The sequence below is a fragment of the Paraburkholderia sediminicola genome (assembly GCF_902859805.1).
GTDB classification, from domain to species: domain Bacteria; phylum Pseudomonadota; class Gammaproteobacteria; order Burkholderiales; family Burkholderiaceae; genus Paraburkholderia; species Paraburkholderia sediminicola.
The window spans coordinates 220229-240098 of sequence record NZ_CADIKC010000010.1 but is presented as its reverse complement, the minus strand read 5'-3'; the positions used below and the strand labels follow the sequence as shown (position 1 = coordinate 240098).

General features: G+C 62.6%; 15 protein-coding genes. 5 read left to right on the top strand and 10 right to left on the bottom strand.

The window, feature by feature from the left end:
• The first annotated feature begins 41 nt into the window (after positions 1–41).
• On the top strand, positions 42–2726 hold the full coding sequence (gene mutS, locus R8871_RS30020; protein WP_175053707.1) for a DNA mismatch repair protein MutS: 2685 nt from the start codon (positions 42–44) through the stop codon (positions 2724–2726).
• Positions 2713–4077: a hypothetical protein gene (locus R8871_RS30015; protein ID WP_175053706.1), complete on the top strand. Its 1365-nt coding sequence runs from the start codon at positions 2713–2715 to the stop codon at positions 4075–4077. Before mutS ends, R8871_RS30015 begins: the two co-directional genes overlap by 14 nt.
• Here R8871_RS30015 and R8871_RS30010 read toward each other — a convergent pair.
• Positions 4057–4599 carry an FKBP-type peptidyl-prolyl cis-trans isomerase gene (locus R8871_RS30010; RefSeq protein ID WP_093633511.1) on the bottom strand — a complete coding sequence of 181 codons (543 nt, stop codon included), beginning with the start codon at positions 4597–4599 and terminating at the stop codon, positions 4057–4059. The genes R8871_RS30015 and R8871_RS30010 overlap by 21 nt on opposite strands.
• A 32-nt stretch (positions 4600–4631) precedes the next feature.
• On the opposite strand from R8871_RS30010, the gene R8871_RS30005 reads away from it, so the two are divergent.
• Together R8871_RS30005 and R8871_RS30000 are read left to right on the top strand one after the other, a co-directional pair.
• Positions 4632–5882 (top strand): cupin domain-containing protein, encoded by a 1251-nt coding sequence (locus R8871_RS30005; protein ID WP_175053740.1) that lies wholly within the window; start codon positions 4632–4634, stop codon positions 5880–5882.
• Between the two features lie 231 nt (positions 5883–6113).
• A complete protein-coding gene (locus tag R8871_RS30000; protein WP_175053705.1) occupies positions 6114–6377 on the top strand; it encodes a hypothetical protein in 264 nt (87 codons plus the stop codon).
• A 151-nt stretch (positions 6378–6528) separates the two neighbouring features.
• Here R8871_RS30000 and R8871_RS29995 read toward each other — a convergent pair whose 3' ends face one another.
• From R8871_RS29995 to R8871_RS29985, 3 genes are all read right to left on the bottom strand, one after another.
• On the bottom strand, positions 6529–8799 hold the full coding sequence (locus R8871_RS29995; RefSeq protein WP_175053704.1) for an ATP-dependent DNA helicase: 2271 nt from the start codon (positions 8797–8799) through the stop codon (positions 6529–6531).
• 63 nt (positions 8800–8862) lie between these two features.
• Positions 8863–9081 (bottom strand): DUF465 domain-containing protein, encoded by a 219-nt coding sequence (locus R8871_RS29990; RefSeq protein WP_093633515.1) that lies wholly within the window; start codon positions 9079–9081, stop codon positions 8863–8865.
• 128 nt (positions 9082–9209) lie between these two features.
• Complete coding sequence (locus R8871_RS29985; protein WP_175053703.1) at positions 9210–10136, bottom strand: hypothetical protein; 927 nt, start codon at positions 10134–10136, stop codon at positions 9210–9212.
• A 388-nt stretch (positions 10137–10524) separates the two neighbouring features.
• Here R8871_RS29985 and R8871_RS29980 point away from each other — a divergent pair, with 388 nt between their 5' ends.
• The gene (locus R8871_RS29980; protein ID WP_175053702.1) at positions 10525–12876 is read left to right on the top strand and encodes a Tex family protein; all 2352 of its coding nucleotides are present in this window, start codon (positions 10525–10527) and stop codon (positions 12874–12876) included.
• 129 nt (positions 12877–13005) lie between these two features.
• Here R8871_RS29980 and R8871_RS29975 read toward each other — a convergent pair whose 3' ends face one another.
• The 6 genes from R8871_RS29975 to hflC all read right to left on the bottom strand — a co-directional run bounded on the left by R8871_RS29975 (position 13006) and on the right by hflC (position 19869).
• Positions 13006–14892 (bottom strand): potassium transporter Kup, encoded by a 1887-nt coding sequence (locus R8871_RS29975; RefSeq protein ID WP_175053701.1) that lies wholly within the window; start codon positions 14890–14892, stop codon positions 13006–13008.
• Between the two features lie 300 nt (positions 14893–15192).
• Positions 15193–15783: a phosphoribosyltransferase gene (locus R8871_RS29970; protein ID WP_175053700.1), complete on the bottom strand. Its 591-nt coding sequence runs from the start codon at positions 15781–15783 to the stop codon at positions 15193–15195.
• A gap of 3 nt (positions 15784–15786) precedes the next feature.
• Positions 15787–17133 (bottom strand): adenylosuccinate synthase, encoded by a 1347-nt coding sequence (locus R8871_RS29965; protein WP_175053699.1) that lies wholly within the window; start codon positions 17131–17133, stop codon positions 15787–15789.
• A 202-nt stretch (positions 17134–17335) separates the two neighbouring features.
• The gene (locus R8871_RS29960; RefSeq protein ID WP_175053698.1) at positions 17336–18487 is read right to left on the bottom strand and encodes an ATP phosphoribosyltransferase regulatory subunit; all 1152 of its coding nucleotides are present in this window, start codon (positions 18485–18487) and stop codon (positions 17336–17338) included.
• Positions 18488–18730: 243 nt separating this feature from the next.
• The gene (locus tag R8871_RS29955; protein ID WP_054041860.1) at positions 18731–18922 is read right to left on the bottom strand and encodes a DUF2065 domain-containing protein; all 192 of its coding nucleotides are present in this window, start codon (positions 18920–18922) and stop codon (positions 18731–18733) included.
• 44 nt (positions 18923–18966) lie between these two features.
• Positions 18967–19869 carry a protease modulator HflC gene (gene hflC / locus R8871_RS29950; protein ID WP_175053697.1) on the bottom strand — a complete coding sequence of 301 codons (903 nt, stop codon included), beginning with the start codon at positions 19867–19869 and terminating at the stop codon, positions 18967–18969.
• Position 19870 lies beyond the last annotated feature (1 nt).

Here is a 19870-nt window from a genome sequence, read left to right as displayed (position 1 = left end):
TAAACTCACGCCCTGAACAGCTAACGCAAAAGACACCACGGATGGGCATTCAAACCGCAGCGGCCAATGACGTCGCACAACACACGCCGATGATGCAGCAGTATCTGCGCATCAAGGCGGATCATCCGGGCACGCTGGTGTTCTACCGGATGGGCGACTTCTACGAGCTCTTTTTCGAAGACGCGGAAAAGGCCGCGCGTCTGCTCGATTTAACACTGACGCAGCGCGGCGCGTCAGCGGGCAATCCGATCAAAATGGCGGGCGTGCCGCATCACGCGGTCGAACAGTATCTGGCCAAGCTGGTAAAGCTCGGCGAATCCGTCGCGATTTGCGAACAGATCGGCGACCCGGCTACGTCGAAAGGACCTGTCGAGCGCAAAGTGATGCGCGTGGTCACGCCGGGCACGTTGACGGACGCGGCCCTGCTGTCCGATAAGAGCGACGTCTACCTGATGGCGCTGTGCGTCGCGCATAACCGCCGCGGCGTCGCAACGAGTGTCGGGCTCGCGTGGTTGAATCTGGCGAGCGGCGCGTTGCGTCTCGCCGAAGTGGCGCCCGACCAGGTGGCCGCCGCGCTCGAACGGATTCGTCCCGCGGAAATTCTGGTGGCCGATGCGCCCGCCGACTCCGCGAGCTGGACGCCGCCGGTCAACGCCGGCGCCCTCACCCGCGTGCCGGTGTGGCACTTCGATATTGCCTCGGGCACGCAACGTTTGTGCGATCAACTGGAAGTGGCCGGCCTCGACGGCTTCGGTGCGCACTCGCTAACGGCGGCATGCGGCGCGGCCGGCGCGCTGCTGCTGTATGCGGCGGCCACGCAAGGCCAGCAATTGCGTCACGTGCGCAGCCTGAAGGTCGAATACGAGTCCGAATATATCGGGCTCGACCCCGCCACGCGCCGCAATCTTGAACTTACCGAAACGCTGCGCGGCACCGAATCGCCCACGCTGTGTTCGCTGCTCGACACCTGCTGCACGACCATGGGCAGCCGTCTGTTGCGTCACTGGCTGCACCATCCGCCGCGCGAAGCCGCTGTGGCGCAAGCACGTCAGCAGGCCATCGGCGCATTGCTCGACGCGCCGATGGGCGCGGGCGTCGACACGCTGCGCGGCGCGTTGCGGCAAGTCTCCGACATCGAGCGGATTACCGGACGTCTCGCGCTGCTGTCGGCTCGGCCCCGCGATCTGTCTAGCCTACGCGATACGTTCATCGCCTTGCCCGAGTTGCGCACGCAACTCGCGGCCGTTTCGTCGAATGCGGATTCGCTGGCGCGTATCGATGCGTCGCTCGAACCGCCGCAAGCCTGCGTCGAACTGCTCAAGCGCGCCATCGCGCAGGAGCCCGCCGCGATGGTGCGCGACGGCGGCGTAATCGCACGGGGCTACGATGCGGAACTCGACGAGTTGCGCGATATTTCGGAGAACTGCGGGCAGTTCCTGATCGACCTCGAAACACGCGAACGGGCGCGCACCGGTATCGGCAACCTGCGAGTCGAGTACAACAAGGTGCATGGCTTCTATATCGAAGTCACGCGTGGCCAGACTGACAAGGTGCCGGACGATTACCGCCGCCGTCAGACGCTGAAAAACGCCGAGCGTTACATCACGCCGGAGCTGAAGACGTTCGAAGACAAGGCGCTGTCCGCGCAGGAACGCGCACTGGCCCGCGAACGCTCGCTTTACGACGCATTGCTGCAAGCACTGCTGCCTTTTATCCCGGACTGCCAGCGGGTCGCCGCGGCGCTCGCCGAACTCGATCTGCTCGCGGCCTTCGCCGAACGCGCTCGCGCACTCGATTGGGTCGCGCCGACGTTTTCGCCGGATACCGGCATCGAAATCGAGCAGGGCCGGCATCCGGTCGTCGAGGCGCAGGTCGAGCAGTTCATCGCTAACGACTGCACGCTCACACCCGAGCGCAAGCTGCTGCTGATCACCGGCCCGAACATGGGCGGTAAATCGACCTTCATGCGGCAAACCGCGCTGATCGCATTGCTGGCCTACGTCGGCAGCTATGTGCCCGCACGACGCGCGGCATTCGGTCCGATTGATCGCATCTTCACGCGAATCGGCGCAGCGGACGATCTGGCTGGCGGCCGCTCGACCTTCATGGTGGAGATGACCGAAGCCGCGGCGATCCTGAACGACGCAACCCCGCAAAGTCTCGTGCTGATGGACGAGATCGGGCGCGGCACGTCGACGTTCGACGGCCTCGCGCTGGCGTGGGCCATCGCGCGGCACCTGCTCTCGCACAACGGCTGTCACACGCTGTTCGCCACCCACTACTTCGAATTGACCCAGCTGCCCGCCGAGTTTCCGCACGCGGCCAATGTGCACCTGTCGGCAGTCGAGCATGGGCACGGCATCGTGTTCCTGCATGCGGTCAGCGAAGGGCCGGCGAATCAGAGCTATGGTTTGCAGGTCGCGCAACTGGCCGGTGTGCCGAACGCAGTGATTCGCGCGGCCCGCAAGCATCTTGCGCATCTTGAACAGCAATCGGCGGCGCAACCCGCACCGCAACTCGATCTGTTCGCCGCGCCCATGCCCATGCTGCTCGAAGACGCCGACGACGAACCCGGTGACAAACAAGCAGCAGCGGTTTCGCCGGCCATGCAGGCGCTCGTCGAGCGTCTGCGCGCAATCGATCCGAACGATCTGCGGCCGCGCGAAGCGCTCGATCTGCTATACGAACTGCACGAGCTGGCCGCCGCGCCGGATGCAGATCATTGACGCACACAGGCCCTCGCAGCGCCCGTGCAAAATTTGCCCGGCGCTGAACAACGCCCTCACGCTCACGGGTGGACTGGTGTCGCTTGCGTCGCTAGCCTCGTTTGTGGTGCTCGTGGTGAGTGCCCCGCTCGCGCATGCCGAAGCGCCGCGCTTCGCGTTCGCGGTCGTTGCCAGCACGATGCAAAGCCCCGCCGACGAAGCGCCCACGCAACGTCTGATCGACGCAATCGGCCGCGACCGCGACGTATCGTTCGTCGTCTACGACGGCAATCTGAAGGGCGCGAAAGAAGCCTGCCGCGACGCGCTATACGAACGCCGCCACGCGCTGCTCGAAACGTCGCGGCCTGCCCTCTTCTTCATTCCGGGCCAGCACGACTGGGCCGATTGCGGCACGGCTGAGGCCGGCGGCTTCGACCCGGTTGAGCGACTCGATCAACTGCGCCAGACCCTCTTCACCGACTCCACGTCGATGGGTCAGAACCCGATCGCCTTGACGCGCGAGAGTGAAGTGTCGCGCTTTCGTCCGTTCCGGGAGAACGTGCGCTGGCAAGTCGGCGATACCGTGTTTGTCGGTTTGAACGCGCCGAGCCCGAACAATCACTATCTGACCGCGGGCGGCCGCAATGGCGAGTTCGAAGATCGCGTGATCGCCAATGCGTTCTGGCTCGAACATGCAGGCGAATACGCGAAACGCCGCGATGCACGTGCAATTGTCGTGTTCATTCAGGGCGACCCCGATCCGGAGCGCTACGAACGGCCCGACCGTTTCGCGTGGCTGCGCTTTGCGCGGAACACGCGCCGCGACGGCTTTCTGGAATTCAAACGCAGCCTCGTCAAACTCGCGCAGATTTTTCGCGGACCGGTGCTGGTGATTCATTGCGACGACGAACGCGCGAGCGCCGGCTTCGTGATCGATCAGCCGCTACGCAATGACAAGGGGATGCTGGTGACGAACCTCACGCGTGTCGCGCTTGCGCCGCATGATCGTCTTAACCAGTGGATTCAGATTGAAGCGGATCTCGGCAAGAAACCGCCGTTCCGCGTGAGTGTGCGCGACGTGCCGAAGCAAATGCCAATGCCGACAGCGGCGCCGGCGCCGCAGCGCGAAGAGCCGGCCGCTTCGATGCCGGCCGTGCCGGCCTTAGGCCCCGCTTCCGAGTTGCCGCCGTTGTTGCAGACACCCGGGCAGCAACAACCCGATCAACAGCAACACAGATCGACGGACGACGGCAACGGCGAGTATGGGCCCGCCATGTCCGGCCCGCCCGCCTCGAGCGTTTTGCCGCACACGCCGAGTGCGCCTGCAGGCGCGCCCGGCACGCCCGCAAGCTCAGTGCAACGTGGGCCCTGACTTGTCGTCTTCGGCTTCGTCGTCATCGTCATCGAGGACTTCAAGGCCGTCGGCGCCATGCGCATGTTCGTGCTGGATTTCGTCTTCCGTAGCCGGACGCACGTCTTTCACGGTCAGCGCGAAACGCAGCGCCATGCCGGCGAGCGGATGGTTGCCGTCGAGCACGACTTTGTCTTCCGCCACGTCGGTCACCACGTAGACGAGCGAATCGAGATCCTCATCGCCTTCTTCCGGCGTGCCTTCGAATTGCATGCCGACTTCGAGCGGTTCCGGGAAACGATCGCGCGGCTCGATCTTCACGAGATCGGGGTCGTACTCGCCGAACGCGTCTTGCGGCTCGAGCTGGATCTGAGTCTCGAAGCCGGCCTCGTGGCCGTCGAGCTCTTCCTCGATCTTGGGGAACGTGCCATCATAGCCGCCGTGCAGATAGACCATCGGCTCGTCGCTTTCTTCAATCAGATTGCCCTGCGCATCCGACAGCTTGTAAGCGACCGACACGACGGTGTTCTTTGCGATTTTCATTCGATTCTCCAGAATACAACTCACATTATACGATGCCCAAGCGGCCCACTGACCACCCGGCCGATGCAGCTTCGGCACGGAATTCTTCACCGGCTTCAAAGCCGGCTCGCCCTATTCTCCCGCCCTCGCCCGACACGCCCACACCCTTGCTCGGCAACCTGACACCGTCGCAATTCATGCGCCGGTACTGGCAGAAGAAGCCGCTGCTGATCCGCCAGGCGATCCCGAACGTAGAGGCGCCGCTGTCGCGCGAGGAGTTTTTCGAGCTGGCCGATCAGGACGAAGTCGAAGCACGTCTGATCACGCACTTTCGCAACAAATGGCAGCTGGAGCACGGCCCGTTCGCGCCGGATGAACTGCCGTCGCTCAAGCAGCGCGCCTGGACCTTGCTCGTTCAAGGCGTGGACCTTTACGACGATCGCGCGCGCGCCTTGCTCGACCGTTTTCGCTTCGTGCCGGACGCGCGTCTGGACGATCTGATGATTTCGTTTGCGAGCGATGGCGGCGGCGTCGGCCCCCACTTCGATTCCTACGATGTGTTTCTTTTGCAAGTAAAAGGCAAGCGCCGGTGGCGAATCAGTGCGCAGAAAGATCTGACACTCCAACCGGGTTTGCCGTTGAAAGTTTTACAGCATTTCGAGGCGGAAGAGGAATGGCTGCTCGAGCCGGGTGACATGCTGTACCTGCCGCCGCATATCGCGCACGACGGTGTCGCCGAAGGCGAATGCATGACCTGCTCGATCGGTTTTCGCGCCCCGTCCGCGGGCGAGTTGACCGCGCAATTCCTCTATCATCTGGCCGAACGCGGCGACGCGGCCGCGCGGCCCGATGCGCTTTATCGCGACCCGCAGCAAGCCGCCGTCGACCGTCCGGCAGAGCTGCCCGCCGCCTTGATCGAACGGGTTGGTTCGATCCTTGCTGGCGTTAAGTGGAGTGAGCAGGACATTGCGTCGTTCCTTGGCACGTACCTCAGCGAACCGAAGCCGAGTGTCGTGTTTGATCCGCCGCAACGACCCCTCAATGAAGCGCGTTTCATCAGTCAGGCATCCAAGTCTGGCATTCGACTGGACCGCAAGACTAATTTGTTGTACAACCGCCGTTTTTTCTTCCTAAATGGAGAGGAAACGCCGTTTAATGGGGCCAAAAAGTGGTTGATTGACCTCGCTGACCACCGGTGTTTGAGTGCGAAACGCTTTGTAACACTCTCAGACGATTCGTCGGTGACAGCACTGCTTCACGAGTGGTATTGTGCGGGCTGGATACAAGTGGGCGAGCTTGCGTAACTCTGCCCGCCTGTTATACCGTACTGTGAAATTTTGTATGAGAAAGACAACGTATTGACCCCGGATTTATGGATTGTCAGTACGAAAGTGCATATAATTTCCGCCCAAGCCGTAGGGAAGATTCTAGCTCGTCAAAAGAGCGTCTCCACCAACGGCCCAGGTCGATGTTGGAGCACATTACCGGTATTATTTTGCGCTGTTGCTTACCTTTAACCATAAAAGGACGTGATCATGAAGAAATCCCTCCTCGTAGCATCCCTGTTGGCAGCTGTGGCACTGGCTGCATGCAACAAGAGCAACGATCAAGCCGCTGCACCGGCTGCTAGCGACGCTGCTGCCGCTTCGGCACCGGCTGCTGCTGCTTCGGATTCGGCTGCTGCTGCTTCGGGTGCGGCTGCTGCTGCGAGCGACGCTGCTGCTTCGGCTACGACCGCTGCTTCGGACGCAGGCGCTGCTGCTTCGGCTGCTGCTCCGGCTTCGGGCGCAAGCCAGTAAGCTGTCGCATAGGGTTCGCCTCTGGGCGAAAACTGCGCCAGGAAATCACCTCGATTTCCTGGCGCAGTAAAGCAAAACGCCACGGATTCAAATCCGTGGCGTTTTGTCATTTAAGCGCCGTTTTTTACAACGGCATTCGCTTAATCATCTGCTATTCAGCCGGCCTTGCGTTTTCTTCGAAGAATTCACGCACGACTTCGATCTCACGGGTGCGTTTGAATGGCGGCAGGCTCTGCCATATACGGCGCCCATACGGTTTGTCGACGAGACGGGTATCACAGATCATCAGCACGCCGCGATCGGTCTCAGCGCGAATCAGACGGCCTGCGCCCTGCTTCAGGGTAATCACAGCCTGCGGCAACTGATGGACGGCAAACGGGCTCAGTCCCTTCTTCGTTAGCGCATCGAGACGCGCCGAGAGCACCGGGTCATCAGGCGGCGCAAACGGCAGCTTGTCGATCACGACCAGCGAGAGCGCATCGCCCCGCACGTCCACGCCTTCCCAGAAGCTCTGGCTGCCCACGAGAATCGCATTGCCGTAAGCGCGGAAGCGATCGAGCAACTCAGTGCGGCTCGCGTCACCCTGCACGAGCAATGGATAGTCCCAGCCGCGTGCCTCAATGGTGTCGCGCAATTTGGCCGAGATGCGATCCACCGCGCGCAACGTTGTGCACAACATGAATACGCCGCCGCCCGATGCTTCGATCGCGGGCAATGCCGCGTCGAACACGGCGTCGGTGAACATCGGCGACGAAGGCTGCGGCAAATTACGCGGCACGTACAGAAGCCCTTGCGTCGGATAGTCGAAGGGGCTTGGCAGCGTCATCGAGCGCTTTGCGTTCAGGCCCATCTGTGCCGCGTAGTGCGTGAAGTCGCCGCGCACCGACAATGTCGCCGAGGTGAAGATCCATGCGCGCGGCACACCGGCGCGCTGCTTCGCGAAGATCGGCGCAACCGACAGCGGCGTTTCGTGCAACTGCACCGTATGCGCGAACACTTCGATCCAGCGCACCTTTTCGTTCGGATCGGTACGTTCGGCCTTGGCATCGTCCGCTGTGGCGTCAGCGGCTGCGCGCTCGGTCTCGGTGGGCGGCGTGGTCCAGCCCGCGAGCACGCCTTGCAGCTCGCGTGCGCGGCGCAGACACGCCCCGATCGATTCGGCCCGTTCGGCCTGACCGGCCAATGCGGACGTCAGTGCATCGAGTTCGGTCTCAAGCGTTTCGAGCGCAGGAAATAGCGGATGATCGTCGGGCAACTGACCGATCGACAAGCGCACTGTGTCTTCCTTGAAAGCGAGCCGCACGTCACGCGCCGCGCGCTCGAGCGTCGAGCCGAGCTTCACCCAGTCGACCGATTCACGCGCATGACCCAGACCCTCCGCCACGGAATCGCGCGCGAGTTCGAGAAATTGCGTGGTGGAAAGCGTCTCGCCGAAAAACAGCGTCGCGGTTTCCGGCAGTTGATGCGCTTCGTCGAAGATGATGGTGTTTGCCGTGGGCAGCAATTCGGCCATGCCGGTATCGCGCAACATGATGTCGGCGAAAAACAGATGGTGATTCACCACCACGATGTCGGCCTGCTGCGCCTCCCGGCGCGCCTGCATCACGAAGCATTCCTTGTAATGCGGGCATTCCTGGCCAAGACAGTTCTCACGCGTGGACGTGACCATCGGCCACACTGCCGCCGTTTCCGGCACGCTCGCGAGTTCGGCCTTGTCGCCGGTGCGTGTGATCTTGGCGAAGCGAATGATGTCCTGCAGATACGAGGTTTCCTGGCGCGACGGCAGACGGCCGTTATCCGCTGTGCGCTGCAGGTAGTAATGGCACAGGTAGTTCGCACGTCCCTTGAGCATCGCCACCGATACCGGCACAGCGAGCGCATCGCGCACGGTCGGAATATCGCGCTGAAAGAGCTGATCCTGCAAATGCTTGGTGCCGGTGGAGACGATCACCTTGCCGCCCCACAACATGGCCGGCACGAGATACGCATAGGTTTTGCCGGTGCCGGTGCCCGCTTCCACGATCAGCGTGTTTTCGCTGCCGTCGAGACCGCTCGATTCGTCGTTTTCAGGGGCAACAGTTTCCGCCTCCGCGCCTGGCGACTGCAGACGCCGCGCCGGACGCTTTTGCGCCTCGAACATCGCGGGCTCGGGCATCGCGCGGCCCGACGCTTCCATGGCCGCCGCGACGGCGCGCGACATCTCGATCTGCGACGCGCGTGAACGATAGCCGTCGATCTGACGGGCGAGCAGGCCGTTGTCAGCGAAGATATCGTCCAGCTCGGCGACGCGGCGTGGATTCAACGACGCGGAGAGCGCAGACGCGGGAGGACGCGGCGTTGGCGTGCTGCCGGCCGGTGCGCCGGCCGCCGGAGCGTCCTCGCCCGCCGTGGCGCGTGGTGAAGTTTCAAGCGGTGAATTCAAGGCAAGCGTTTCCTGCAAAGTCCGGCGCGCGCGGCGCGACCCGGCACCTGCCAGGGCGCGAACTCAGGCGCGTGCGTCCGGTTCGAGCTGCAATTGCAGCAAGATGATGGTGTCCTTGACTTTGAGTTTGCGCTTTTTCAGGCGCTGCAACTCGAAGTCGTCGATGCCGGGCTCTTCCGACATTCGGTCGATCAAGCGATCGAGCCCACTATGCTCCGATTCCAGTTGCAGAATACGGTCGCGCAATGTGTCCGCGGTGATGACGTGATGTTGATCGCGCATGCTCGCCTCCTCTCGTAAGCGGCACGGGCGGCGTATGCAGCCCGATGCCTGAGGTTGCTGTCCGGCTTAAAACGCGTTACGACGACTGCTGCCTGGCTACTACCCTACCAGAACCCGCCACAGCAAACCTACTGTTGCTCCTGCTGCTGCTTTTGCTGTTCTTCAAGCTGCTGTTGCTCTTTCAACTGGTCCTGACGTTTCTGCTCGGCTTTCTCGGCCGCCTGCTTCTGACGAGCCTCGACGTCGGCTTTGTGCTGCGCCGCATCGGCCTGCTTCTTCTCGAAGGTCTGCTGCTTCTCGACACGTTCCTGCGCCTTTTGCGCGCCCTGCTGACGCGCTTCGTCGAGCTTGCGCTGGAAGTCGCCCTGCTTCTGGTCGTATGCCTGGCTGTTGGCTGCGGCTTGCGACGGACTGATGCCGCGCTGCGCCTGATCCAGCGCATGCTGTTGCAGCTTCTGCTGATAGGCTTGCGCGTTGGCGTCGCGCTGGGGCGCCTCGGCCGCGCGCTGCGCCTGGTCGAGCTGGTGTTGGCGCTGCTTGTCTTCGTAGGCCTGGGCGTTACGCGCGTCGTCAGCGGCACGCTGCGGCGCGCTGGCTTCGTCCTGGGCGCGTTTGAGCGCTGCCTGCTCGTCACGCTGGCGGGCGCGCTGGACACGCTGCTCGCCGTCGAGCGCGAGCTGTTCCTTGCGAATGTCAGCCTGCACGAGGCGCATGCTGTCGCGCGCCTTGTTCAGACAGTGGTTGACAAAGAACTTACTGTAGCAATCGTGCTCGGCGACCGCGTAACGGTAGTTGTTTTCCTCCGTGCGCTGATCAAGGACTTTCTGCCGCGCGTCGAATGCGCTGTCTGACGATGCCGCGTTGTCGGCGTTGTCCGCGCCCGTGGCGTTCAAGGTGCTCGTTGTGCCCGCCGCACTCGCCGCCCGCGCGCCCGAAGCGGCTGCCGGCGCCAGACTGCTGGCGGCCACGAGCGGCGCTGCGGATTGCGCTACGGCCGGCGCGGACACAGCCAGCGAAGCTGCCATGACGCACGACGCGCACGAAGCGAACAACATCCCATTGGACGGAAGCGCTGACCTGAACAGGGACCGCAACGCCGACGTGAGCGATATAAGCGGCGAGCGCGACAAAGGCGACAGACGCGGCGTCAGAAAAAGCGGTAATTGTGACAAGCGAGAGACCAAGCGGGAGTCCAGACGGTTGAGGGACAAGGAGGTTGGCAACGTCGTAATTGGTCAACGGAACATGCCCGAAATTCTATCACCCTGCGGTTGAGCCCTTTTGCATTTATGGCAAAATGCCCCGCTCCAGCAACCTGGTCGCAGCGCGCACGCCCAGCGTGCACCGGCGTGCCCGACGTGGGCCCGGCGCGCGTCTGGCATGTACCAGGCATGTGCCGCTACCGCGCGACCTTTGATTGAGCAGCAGGAACACCAAGACCTTATGACGGAAACCGTAGCACTCAAGATCGTACAGCGCATCGCCGCCGAACTGTCCGTCCAGCCGCGCCAGGTCGCGGCCGCGGTGCAACTTCTCGACGAAGGAGCGACTGTTCCGTTCATCGCCCGCTACCGGAAGGAAGTGACCGACAATCTCGACGACACGCAACTGCGTAATCTCGAGGAGCGCCTGCTGTACCTGCGCGAGCTGGAAGACCGGCGCGCCACGATCATCGCGAGCATCGACGAACAGGGCAAGCTCACCGACGAGCTGCGCGCCGCGATCGAAGGCGCCGACAGCAAGCAGGTGCTGGAAGACCTGTATCTCCCCTATAAACCGAAGCGCCGCACGCGCGCGCAGATCGCCCGCGAAGCCGGTCTGCAGCCGCTCGCCGATGCGCTGCTGGCTAATCCCCTGCTCGACCCGCAAACCGAAGCCGCCGCCTACGTGGACGCCGAGAAAGGCGTCGCCGACATCAAGGCCGCGCTCGACGGCGCGCGCGACATCTTGTCCGAACAGTTCGGCGAAACCGCGGATCTGCTCGGCAAGCTGCGCGATTACCTGTTCAACCAGGGCGTGGTGTCGTCGAAAGTGGTCGAGGGCAAGGAAAACGCGGAAGAAGAAAAATTCCGCGATTACTACGATTACGCGGAAACCATCCGCACCGTGCCGTCGCATCGCGCGCTGGCCCTGTTCCGCGGCCGCAATGCGGGCGTGCTGATGGTCAAGCTGGGCCTCGGCGAAGAACTCGACGCGCAGGTGCCGCATCCGGGCGAAGCGTTGATCGCCCGTCACTTCGGCATCGCCAATCAGAACCGCCCGGGCGACAAGTGGCTCGCCGACGTGTGCCGCTGGTGCTGGCGCGTGAAGGTGCAACCGCATATCGAAAACGAATTGCTGACCAATCTGCGCGACGAAGCCGAACATGAAGCGATTCGCGTGTTCGCGCGCAACCTGAAGGACCTGCTGCTCGCCGCGCCCGCCGGACCGAAGGCCGTGATCGGCCTCGATCCGGGCATGCGCACCGGCGTGAAAGTCGCTGTGGTCGATCGGACCGGCAAGGTGCTCGCCACCGACGTGATCTATCCCCACGAGCCGCGTCGCGACTGGGACGGCTCGATTGCGAAACTGGCGCGTATCTGCGCGCAAACGCAGGCTGAGCTGATCAGTATCGGCAACGGCACGGCCTCGCGGGAAACGGACAAGCTCGCGAGCGAACTGATCGCGCGTCATCCGGAATTCAAGCTGCAGAAGATCGTTGTCTCCGAAGCCGGCGCGTCGGTGTACTCGGCCTCCGAACTCGCGGCGAAGGAGTTCCCGGACATGGACGTGTCGCTGCGCGGCGCGGTGTCGATTGCGCGCCGTCTGCAGGATCCGCTCGCGGAACTGGTGAAGATCGAACCGAAGGCAATCGGCGTCGGCCAATACCAGCATGACGTGAATCAACGCGAACTGGCCCGCTCGCTCGACGCAGTGGTCGAGGATTGCGTGAACGCGGTCGGCGTGGACGCCAATACGGCGTCGGTCGCATTGCTCGCGCGCGTGTCGGGTTTGAACGCGACGCTGGCTCGCAACATCGTCGACTATCGCGATGCTAACGGCCCGTTCCCGTCGCGCGAACATCTGCGCAAGGTGCCGCGCCTAGGCGACAAGACCTTCGAACAGGCCGCTGGTTTCCTGCGCATCAACAACGGCGAGAACCCGCTCGACCGTTCGTCGGTTCACCCGGAAGCCTATCCGGTCGTGGAACGCATGCTCGCGAAGATCAGCAAGCATGTCGGCGAAGTGCTCGGCAATCGCGACGCGCTGCGCGGCCTCTCGCCGGCAGAATTCGTCGACGAACGTTTCGGTCTGCCGACCGTGCGCGACATTCTGCTGGAACTCGAAAAGCCGGGCCGCGACCCGCGCCCCGAGTTCAAAACCGCGACCTTCCGTGAAGGCGTCGAGAAGGTCAGCGACCTGACGCCGGGCATGGTGCTCGAAGGCGTCGTGACGAACGTGGCAGCCTTCGGGGCGTTCGTCGACATCGGCGTGCATCAGGACGGTCTCGTGCACGTGTCGGCCATGTCGACGAAGTTCATCAAGGACCCGCACGAAGTGGTCAAGGCCGGTCAGATCGTCAAGGTGAAGGTGCTGGAAGTCGACGTGAAGCGCCAGCGTATCGCGCTGACCATGCGTCTGGACGACGAGTTTGGCGCAGCAGCCGCACCGCGCAGCGGTGGCGGCGCCCAGCAGGATCGTGGCGGTTCGAGCCGCTCAGGTGGCGCTGGCCGCGGCGCGCAGCAACAGCGCTCGCGTGAGCCGGAAGCAGGCGGCGCAATGGCCGCGGCATTCGCCAAGCTCAAGCAGAAGTAAGTGGGTTCGTCAGTGCGTGATTCGCTCACGCACTGGCATCCACGATGACTGGGCAGAAAAAAAGCCCACGCAATTGCGTGGGCTTTTTTTATCTCTTGTCGCTTACCGCGCCTTCACATGCAAGGCGCGTCAGATCTCGATCTTCGTCCCCAACTCCACCACCCGGTTGGCGGGAATGCTAAAGAAGTCGGTCGGCTTCGCGGCGTTCTGATGCATCCATGCGAACACACGTTCGCGCCACACCGACATGCCAGGCAACTGCGTCGGCACGACCGTTTCACGGGCGAGGAAGAACGACGTGTCCATCAACTCGAAGGTCATGTCGTGCGTGCGGCCGACTTCGAGCAACACAGCCTTCACGTCGGGCGTTTCGTTGAAACCGTACGCTGCCTTGACGAGGAACAAGCCGCCGTTCAGATCCTTCACCGTCACGCGCTCCGCATCATTCACATACGGGATATCCAGCGTCATGAAAGTCAGGAAAATCGTGCGCTCGTGAAGCACCTTGTTGTGCTTCAGGTTGTGCAGCAAGCTCACCGGCACGAGGGAATCGCTGCCCGTCAGATAGATCGCGGTACCCGACACACGATGCGGAGGATGGGCGAGCAGACCCTGCAGGAACGGCATAAGCGGAATGCCGTCAGCCGCCGTACGCTCCTTGACGATCATCCTGCCCTTGAACCAGGTCATCAGCAGGAAGAACAGGAGCGCGCCGATGCCGAGCGGCAGCCAGCCACCTTCCGCGACCTTGAGCAGATTGGCGCCGAAAAAGCCTAAGTCGACCGCCATGAACACGCCGATGATCAACGCCACGAGGAACTTGTTCCAGTTCCACACGTTCACCATGACGACACAGGCCAGAACCGTGGTGATGACCATGGTGGCCGTCACCGCAATACCGTACGCGGCGGCGAGATTGTCCGAGCTCTTGAACGCAATCACGATGCACAGAATGATGAACAGCAGCATCCAGTTCACCACCGGCACATAGATCTGGCCGATCGCCAGTTCCGACGTGTGCAGGATTTTCATACGCGGCACGTAGCCGAGCTGGATCGCCTGGCTCGTCAACGAATACGCGCCGGAAATCACCGCCTGCGACGCGATCACGGTCGCAACCGTGGACAGCACCACGAGCGGCAGCAGCGCCCAGTCCGGTGCGAGCAGGAAGAACGGGTTTTCGATCGCCTTCGGGTCGTGCATCAGCAGCGCGCCCTGACCGAAATAGTTCAGCACAAGCGAAGGCATCACGAGGAAGTACCAGGCCATGCGGATCGGCTTCGCACCGAAGTGGCCCATGTCGGCGTATAGCGCTTCGGCGCCCGTCAGCACCAGCACGACCGAGCCGAGCACCACGTAAGCCTGCAACACGTGCGCCGCCATAAAGGTGTAGGCGTAGTACGGGTTCAGTGCGCGGATCACGTTCGGCGACTGCAGGATGTGCCACAGGCCGAGCGCGGCGAGCACCACGAACCACAGCACCATGATCGGGCCGAACAGGCGCCCGACGGTGGCCGTTCCGTGCCGCTGAATCCAGAACAGCAGCACGAGGATCACCATCGTGAGCGGCAGCACCAGATGAGACAGATTGGGCGCCGCGATCTCAAGACCTTCGACCGCCGAGATCACTGAAATGGCGGGCGTAATCACCGCGTCGCCATAGAACATGCAGGCGCCGAAAATGCCGAGCATCATCAACAGGCCGGCCATTTTCGACTTCTGGTCAAGAGAGCGCAGCGCCAGCGCCATCAGCGCGAGGACGCCGCCTTCGCCGTTGTTGTCGGCGCGCATCACGAACAGGACGTACTTGATGCCGACCACGATCACGATCGCCCAGAACAGCAGCGAGATCACACCCAGAATTGATTGATCAGTCAGCGGAATGCCATGTGACGGGCTGAAAGCTTCTTTCAGCGAGTACAGCGGGCTCGTGCCGATATCGCCGAACACCACTCCGATCGCAGCAATCGCGAGGGAAGGCAGAGGCTGTTTGTGCACGTGATTGTTATCTGTCATAGACGCGAGGAAATCCGTTCCCTGAGCGGAAAAAACGACCGCTATTCTAAACTGCCCGCCTAGCGCCGCCCGGCTTGTTGTGGATACACCACGTGGATGGTCCGCGCAGTGTAGCACTGCGATTTAGGCGCGTCTGCTGCGTCAGGCGTTTCGTCGGCGCGGCATGCGCGTTTTGCGAGGCACCCTTTGCGGGACATACGGCGGACACATAATGCACATAAAAAAACGGAGCCCAATCGGGCTCCGTCTTGCAGGCACTGCACGGGATACGACGCGATACACACGACGTCGTAGCGCGCATCACGTGCCCGACGACTCCTGGTCCTGCTGCATACCGCGTTTGATCCACGCGCCGAGGTTATGCGGACGAACCGTGTCCCATTCCTCGAACGGCTGGTGAATCCACGGATTGGTAGGCAGATACTGCACATGATAGTCAGGCTTCACTTTCGAGCAGCCCTTGTACCAGAGCACAGCCGAGCGCACCGCGGTGATCGCCGGATAGCGTTCTTTCAGATGCGCCTGCACGCGTGCCAACGTCACACCCGAATCGACCAGATCGTCGACCAGCAGCACGTTGCCGTGCAACTCGCCGCGCGTCATCGTGATGTATTGCGCGATGTCGAGCTCGCCCTGCTCCGTGCCAGCCGCCTCACGATACGAACTGGTGGCGAGAATCGCCAGCGGCAGATCGTAAATACGCGAGAGCTGATCGCCGACGCGCAAACCGCCGCGCGCAAGACACAGAATCTTGTCGAACTTCCAGCCCGATTCATGCACCTGCAACGCCAGCAGTTCGATCAGCCGGTGATATTCGTCCCAGCCGACCCACAGGTTCTTGTCGTCGTTGCGCGGATCTTTCATCGCAATCATGGGTACACCTTGCACCATGGCTTAAACCTTGAACGGATGACGAAGCAGAATCGTTTCGTCGCGATCCGGACCGGTCGACACCATGTCGATCGGAATGCCCGCGACTTCCTGCACACGCGTGAGGTACGCACGCGCGGTGGCCGGCAGCTTGTCCCATTCCGTGATGCCGACGGTGCTTTCCTTCCAGCCCGCGAAGGTTTCGTACACCGGTACGCAGCGCGCGACTTCCGATGCGCCACGCGGCAGCAGATCGACATTCTTGCCGTCGACCGTGTAGCCAACGCACAGCTTCACTTCGTCGAGGCCGTCGAGCACGTCGAGCTTGGTCATGCACAGGCCCGACACGCCGTTGATCTGGATCGAGCGGCGCAGCGCGGCGACGTCGAGCCAGCCGGTGCGGCGCGGACGGCCGGTAACGGAGCCGAATTCCTTGCCTACCTTGGCGAGTTCCAGGCCAATCGGTTCCTGACGCGCGGCGTTATCCGCGTCATACAGTTCGCTCGGGAACGGGCCCGAACCGACACGCGTGCAATACGCCTTGGTGATGCCGAGAATGTAGTTCAGCTTTTGCGGACCGACGCCTGCGCCCGCGGTAGCCGCACCGGCCACGCAGTTGCTCGACGTGACGTACGGATAGGTGCCGTGGTCGATGTCGAGCAGCGTGCCTTGCGCGCCTTCGAACAGCAGGTTGTTGCCGGCGGCGTTTTCGTCGTACAGACGGCGCGACACGTCGGTCACCATCGGCTTCAGACGGTCGGCATAGCTCAGCATCGTGTCGAGCGTTTGCTGGAAGTCGACTGCTGCGACGCCCAGGTATTGCGTCAGCACGAAGTTGTGATAATCGAGATTTTCACGCAGACGTTCGGCGAAGCTTTCCGGCTCGAACAGGTCTTGCACGCGCAAACCGCGGCGCGCCACCTTGTCTTCGTAGGCCGGGCCGATGCCGCGGCCGGTGGTGCCGATCTTGCTCGCGCCACGGCGCGCTTCGCGGCCCTGGTCGATAGCAATGTGATACGGCAGGATCAGGGTGGTGGCTTCGGAAATGAAGAGGCGATTCTGAACATCGACCCCGGCGGCTTCGAGCTCGCCAATTTCCTTGAACAGCGCTTCCGGCGACAACACGACGCCATTGCCGATGTAGCACGCGACGCCGGGATGCATGATGCCCGACGGAATCAGACGCAAGATGGTTTTCTTGCCGCCGATGATAAGCGTGTGACCGGCATTGTGACCGCCCTGGAAGCGAACGACGCCTTGAGCGTGGTCCGTCAGCCAGTCGACGATCTTGCCCTTGCCTTCATCACCCCACTGGGTCCCCACGACGACGACGTTGCGCCCGGGGTTCACATTCACTGCGCTGGCAGACATGTTGTTTCGTAAGCTGGTTAAAAACGTATTCTACCTATGTTCGCGGAACCTTCCGAATTTTTCCGTTTCCGCTCAACGGTATGCACGTTATGGTGGGTATAGGGAAAATAGCGCGGCGAGGGGCCGCGCCGGGTCCGGCGACGCTTTGGACGCCTTCTGAAATGCCCTTGGGATACCCCTCAGGCGGTCCATCGATTCGCGCTCAGGAACGGGGTTCGACGACCCACGCGCCGTTGCGCTCGACCAACACGCGGTCACACGCGAATTCGTCGAGATCGTGTTCATGACCGGGCAACGCCTGGATCACGACTTCGCCAGCGTTACGTAGCGCGGCGACGCTGGCGCGCAACGCTTCGTCGTGCTGCCACGGCGCGAGAATCGCGCTGCTACGGGCTTCAACGGGCGAAATGCGAGCAACCTCACGCAGATCGAGCGAGAAGCCGGTTGCCGCGCGTGCGCGGCCGTAGGCCTGGCCGACGTGGTCATAACGGCCGCCGCGCGCAACCGCGTTCGGCACGCCGTCCACATAGGCCGAGAACATCACGCCGCTGTGGTACGCGTAGCCGCGCAAATCGGCCAGGTCGATCATCACTTCGGCGCCGTTCACCTGGCTCGCGAGGAATGCGAGATCGTCGAGCGCGCGGGCGATAGCCGGTGCGTTCGGCAAGCGTGCACGGGCTTCGTCGAGTACCGACGCGTCACCGTAGAGCGTCGGCAGCGAGCGCAACGCATCGCGCGTGACCGGCGTGAGATTGGCGGTCAGCTCGACGAGGCGCGGCACATCCTTGCCGGCCAGCGCGTCGTAGAGTGACTGGCCGAGCTCGGCAGCAGCAGGCTCCCCTTCGATCAACGCGGCAAGCACGCCTGCATGACACAGATCGAGCCGCACTTTCGCGAGGCCGGCCAGATGCAGCGCGTCGAGCATCAACTGCTGGATTTCCAGATCCGCTTCAAGACCGGCGTGACCGTAGATTTCCGCGCCGATCTGGATTTGCTCACGCGTGGCGTGCAGGCCGCGCGGACGCGTATGCGCCACATTGCCGGCATAGCAAAGGCGCGTCACGCCCTGACGATTCAGCAGGTGCGCGTCGATACGCGCGACCTGCGGCGTAATGTCGGCGCGCAAACCGAGCGTGCGCCCGGACATCTGATCGACGAGCTTGAACGTGCGCAGATTCAGATCGTGTCCACCGCCGGTCAGCAGCGACTCGATGTACTCGAGCAGCGGCGGCATGACCATCTCATAGCCGTACGAGCGGAAACGGTCCAGCAAATGGCGCCGCAACTCTTCGATCTTGCGTGCTTCCGACGGCAGCACGTCGGCGATATTCTCGGGAAGTAACCAGGTCGACATCGATACAGTCCTACGACGTTGAACACGGCGGCTGGGTGCGCCGGTAAATGTGTGTGAATGGCGGGCGACGGCTCTATTCTGGCGGCTGTCGCGGGTATCGGGCGGGCCTTCGCGGCCGTTCGTAACCTTCGTGGTCCTTCGGCCAGCTTCCTGGCCTGCGCCGCGCTGAAAGCTCGCTGTTGCCGCGCCACTAATGCCGCACATGGGGCGCCAACAACTTAACGGCGCGTGGCAGCAGCGCCTTCAGGTCACGATAAACAGCAGGATCAACCCGAGCACCATCACGACCAGCCCGCCGACGCGAATCTGATGCGGGGGCCGTTCCGCTATTTTACGGAACGTGTCGCGCCAGGCGCTCGGAAAAACGAAGGGAAACATCCCTTCGATAATCAGCATCAATGCGATCGCGAGCAGTAACGAGCCGGCTATGTCCATGCGAATGAAGGGGCCGCGATGCGGATGCCGCGGCCTTCCGGTTATCAGTGTTTGCGCGGTGCCGCGGGAGCGTCCGGGGCGGCGCCACCGGTCGGGCTACGCATGAAGCGGAAGAACTCGCTGCTCGGGTCGACCACGATCACGTCGCCCGGTTTGAAGGTGTTCTTGTACGCCTGCATGCTTTGATAAAACTGGTAGAACTGCGGGTCGCTGCCATATGCCTCAGCCGCGATTTCCGCTGCCTTGGCATCGCCCTCGCCCTTGATGGTCTGCGCCTGACGATAGCCGTCCGCGAGAATCGCCTGCTGCTGGCTGACGGCATCCGCCTTGATCTGGTCGGCTTCGGCTGTGCCCTTCGCACGTTCGTCTGCAGCAGCCTGCTCGCGTGCGGCGATCATCCGCTTGTAGACCGAGTCGGCCATCGCCGCGGGAAAATCGACGCGCGTCAGTTGCACGTCGAGCACCGACACGCCCAGCGATGCAGCGGCTTTGCTCATCGTGCCGCGGGCTTCATCCGCGACGGCTTGTTGCTTCGCCAGCGCATCGGTCAGCGTGACCTTGGCGAACGCGTCGCCGAGTGCGCTGCGCGACAGCAGCGCCAGGCGATCAGCCAGACTTTGCACATCGCCGCGGGTTTCGGCGAGCAGCTTCAGCGGATCGGTTACGCGGTATTTGATGACCGGGTTGGCCAGCAGGTCGGTTTTGTCCGACGTGACATAACGGTCTTCATCCGGCGCGTCGAGCGACTGAATGCGGTTATCGACAAGCGTGACGGTTTGCAACGGCGGCGGCAGTTTCACGTGCAGACCCGGGCCGAGCAATTCGGGCGCGGTGTCGCCATGCGAGGACAGCACAGCCATATGCCGCTGGTCGACCACGAATACCATCGACGATGCGGCAAACAGCACGATGACGACGGCAACGACGAGCGCAATGATCTTGTTCATG

Excerpts from the sequence above, each read along its gene's own strand:
- R8871_RS29990 (WP_093633515.1), bottom strand. The coding sequence starts at position 9,081 with ATGCGCGATCAACATCACGTCATCACCGCGGACACATTGCGCGACCGT.
- R8871_RS29955 (WP_054041860.1), bottom strand. The coding sequence starts at position 18,922 with ATGGACATAGCCGGCTCGTTACTGCTCGCGATCGCATTGATGCTGATT.
- R8871_RS30010 (WP_093633511.1), bottom strand. The coding sequence starts at position 4,599 with ATGAAAATCGCAAAGAACACCGTCGTGTCGGTCGCTTACAAGCTGTCG.
- R8871_RS29985 (WP_175053703.1), bottom strand. The coding sequence starts at position 10,136 with ATGTTGTTCGCTTCGTGCGCGTCGTGCGTCATGGCAGCTTCGCTGGCT.
- hflC (WP_175053697.1), bottom strand. The coding sequence starts at position 19,869 with ATGAACAAGATCATTGCGCTCGTCGTTGCCGTCGTCATCGTGCTGTTT.
- R8871_RS29970 (WP_175053700.1), bottom strand. The coding sequence starts at position 15,783 with ATGGTGCAAGGTGTACCCATGATTGCGATGAAAGATCCGCGCAACGAC.
- R8871_RS29980 (WP_175053702.1), top strand. The coding sequence starts at position 10,525 with ATGACGGAAACCGTAGCACTCAAGATCGTACAGCGCATCGCCGCCGAA.
- R8871_RS29960 (WP_175053698.1), bottom strand. The coding sequence starts at position 18,487 with ATGTCGACCTGGTTACTTCCCGAGAATATCGCCGACGTGCTGCCGTCG.
- R8871_RS30005 (WP_175053740.1), top strand. The coding sequence starts at position 4,632 with ATGCCCAAGCGGCCCACTGACCACCCGGCCGATGCAGCTTCGGCACGG.
- mutS (WP_175053707.1), top strand. The coding sequence starts at position 42 with ATGGGCATTCAAACCGCAGCGGCCAATGACGTCGCACAACACACGCCG.
- R8871_RS29975 (WP_175053701.1), bottom strand. The coding sequence starts at position 14,892 with ATGACAGATAACAATCACGTGCACAAACAGCCTCTGCCTTCCCTCGCG.
- R8871_RS29965 (WP_175053699.1), bottom strand. The coding sequence starts at position 17,133 with ATGTCTGCCAGCGCAGTGAATGTGAACCCCGGGCGCAACGTCGTCGTC.
- R8871_RS30000 (WP_175053705.1), top strand. The coding sequence starts at position 6,114 with ATGAAGAAATCCCTCCTCGTAGCATCCCTGTTGGCAGCTGTGGCACTG.
- R8871_RS30015 (WP_175053706.1), top strand. The coding sequence starts at position 2,713 with ATGCAGATCATTGACGCACACAGGCCCTCGCAGCGCCCGTGCAAAATT.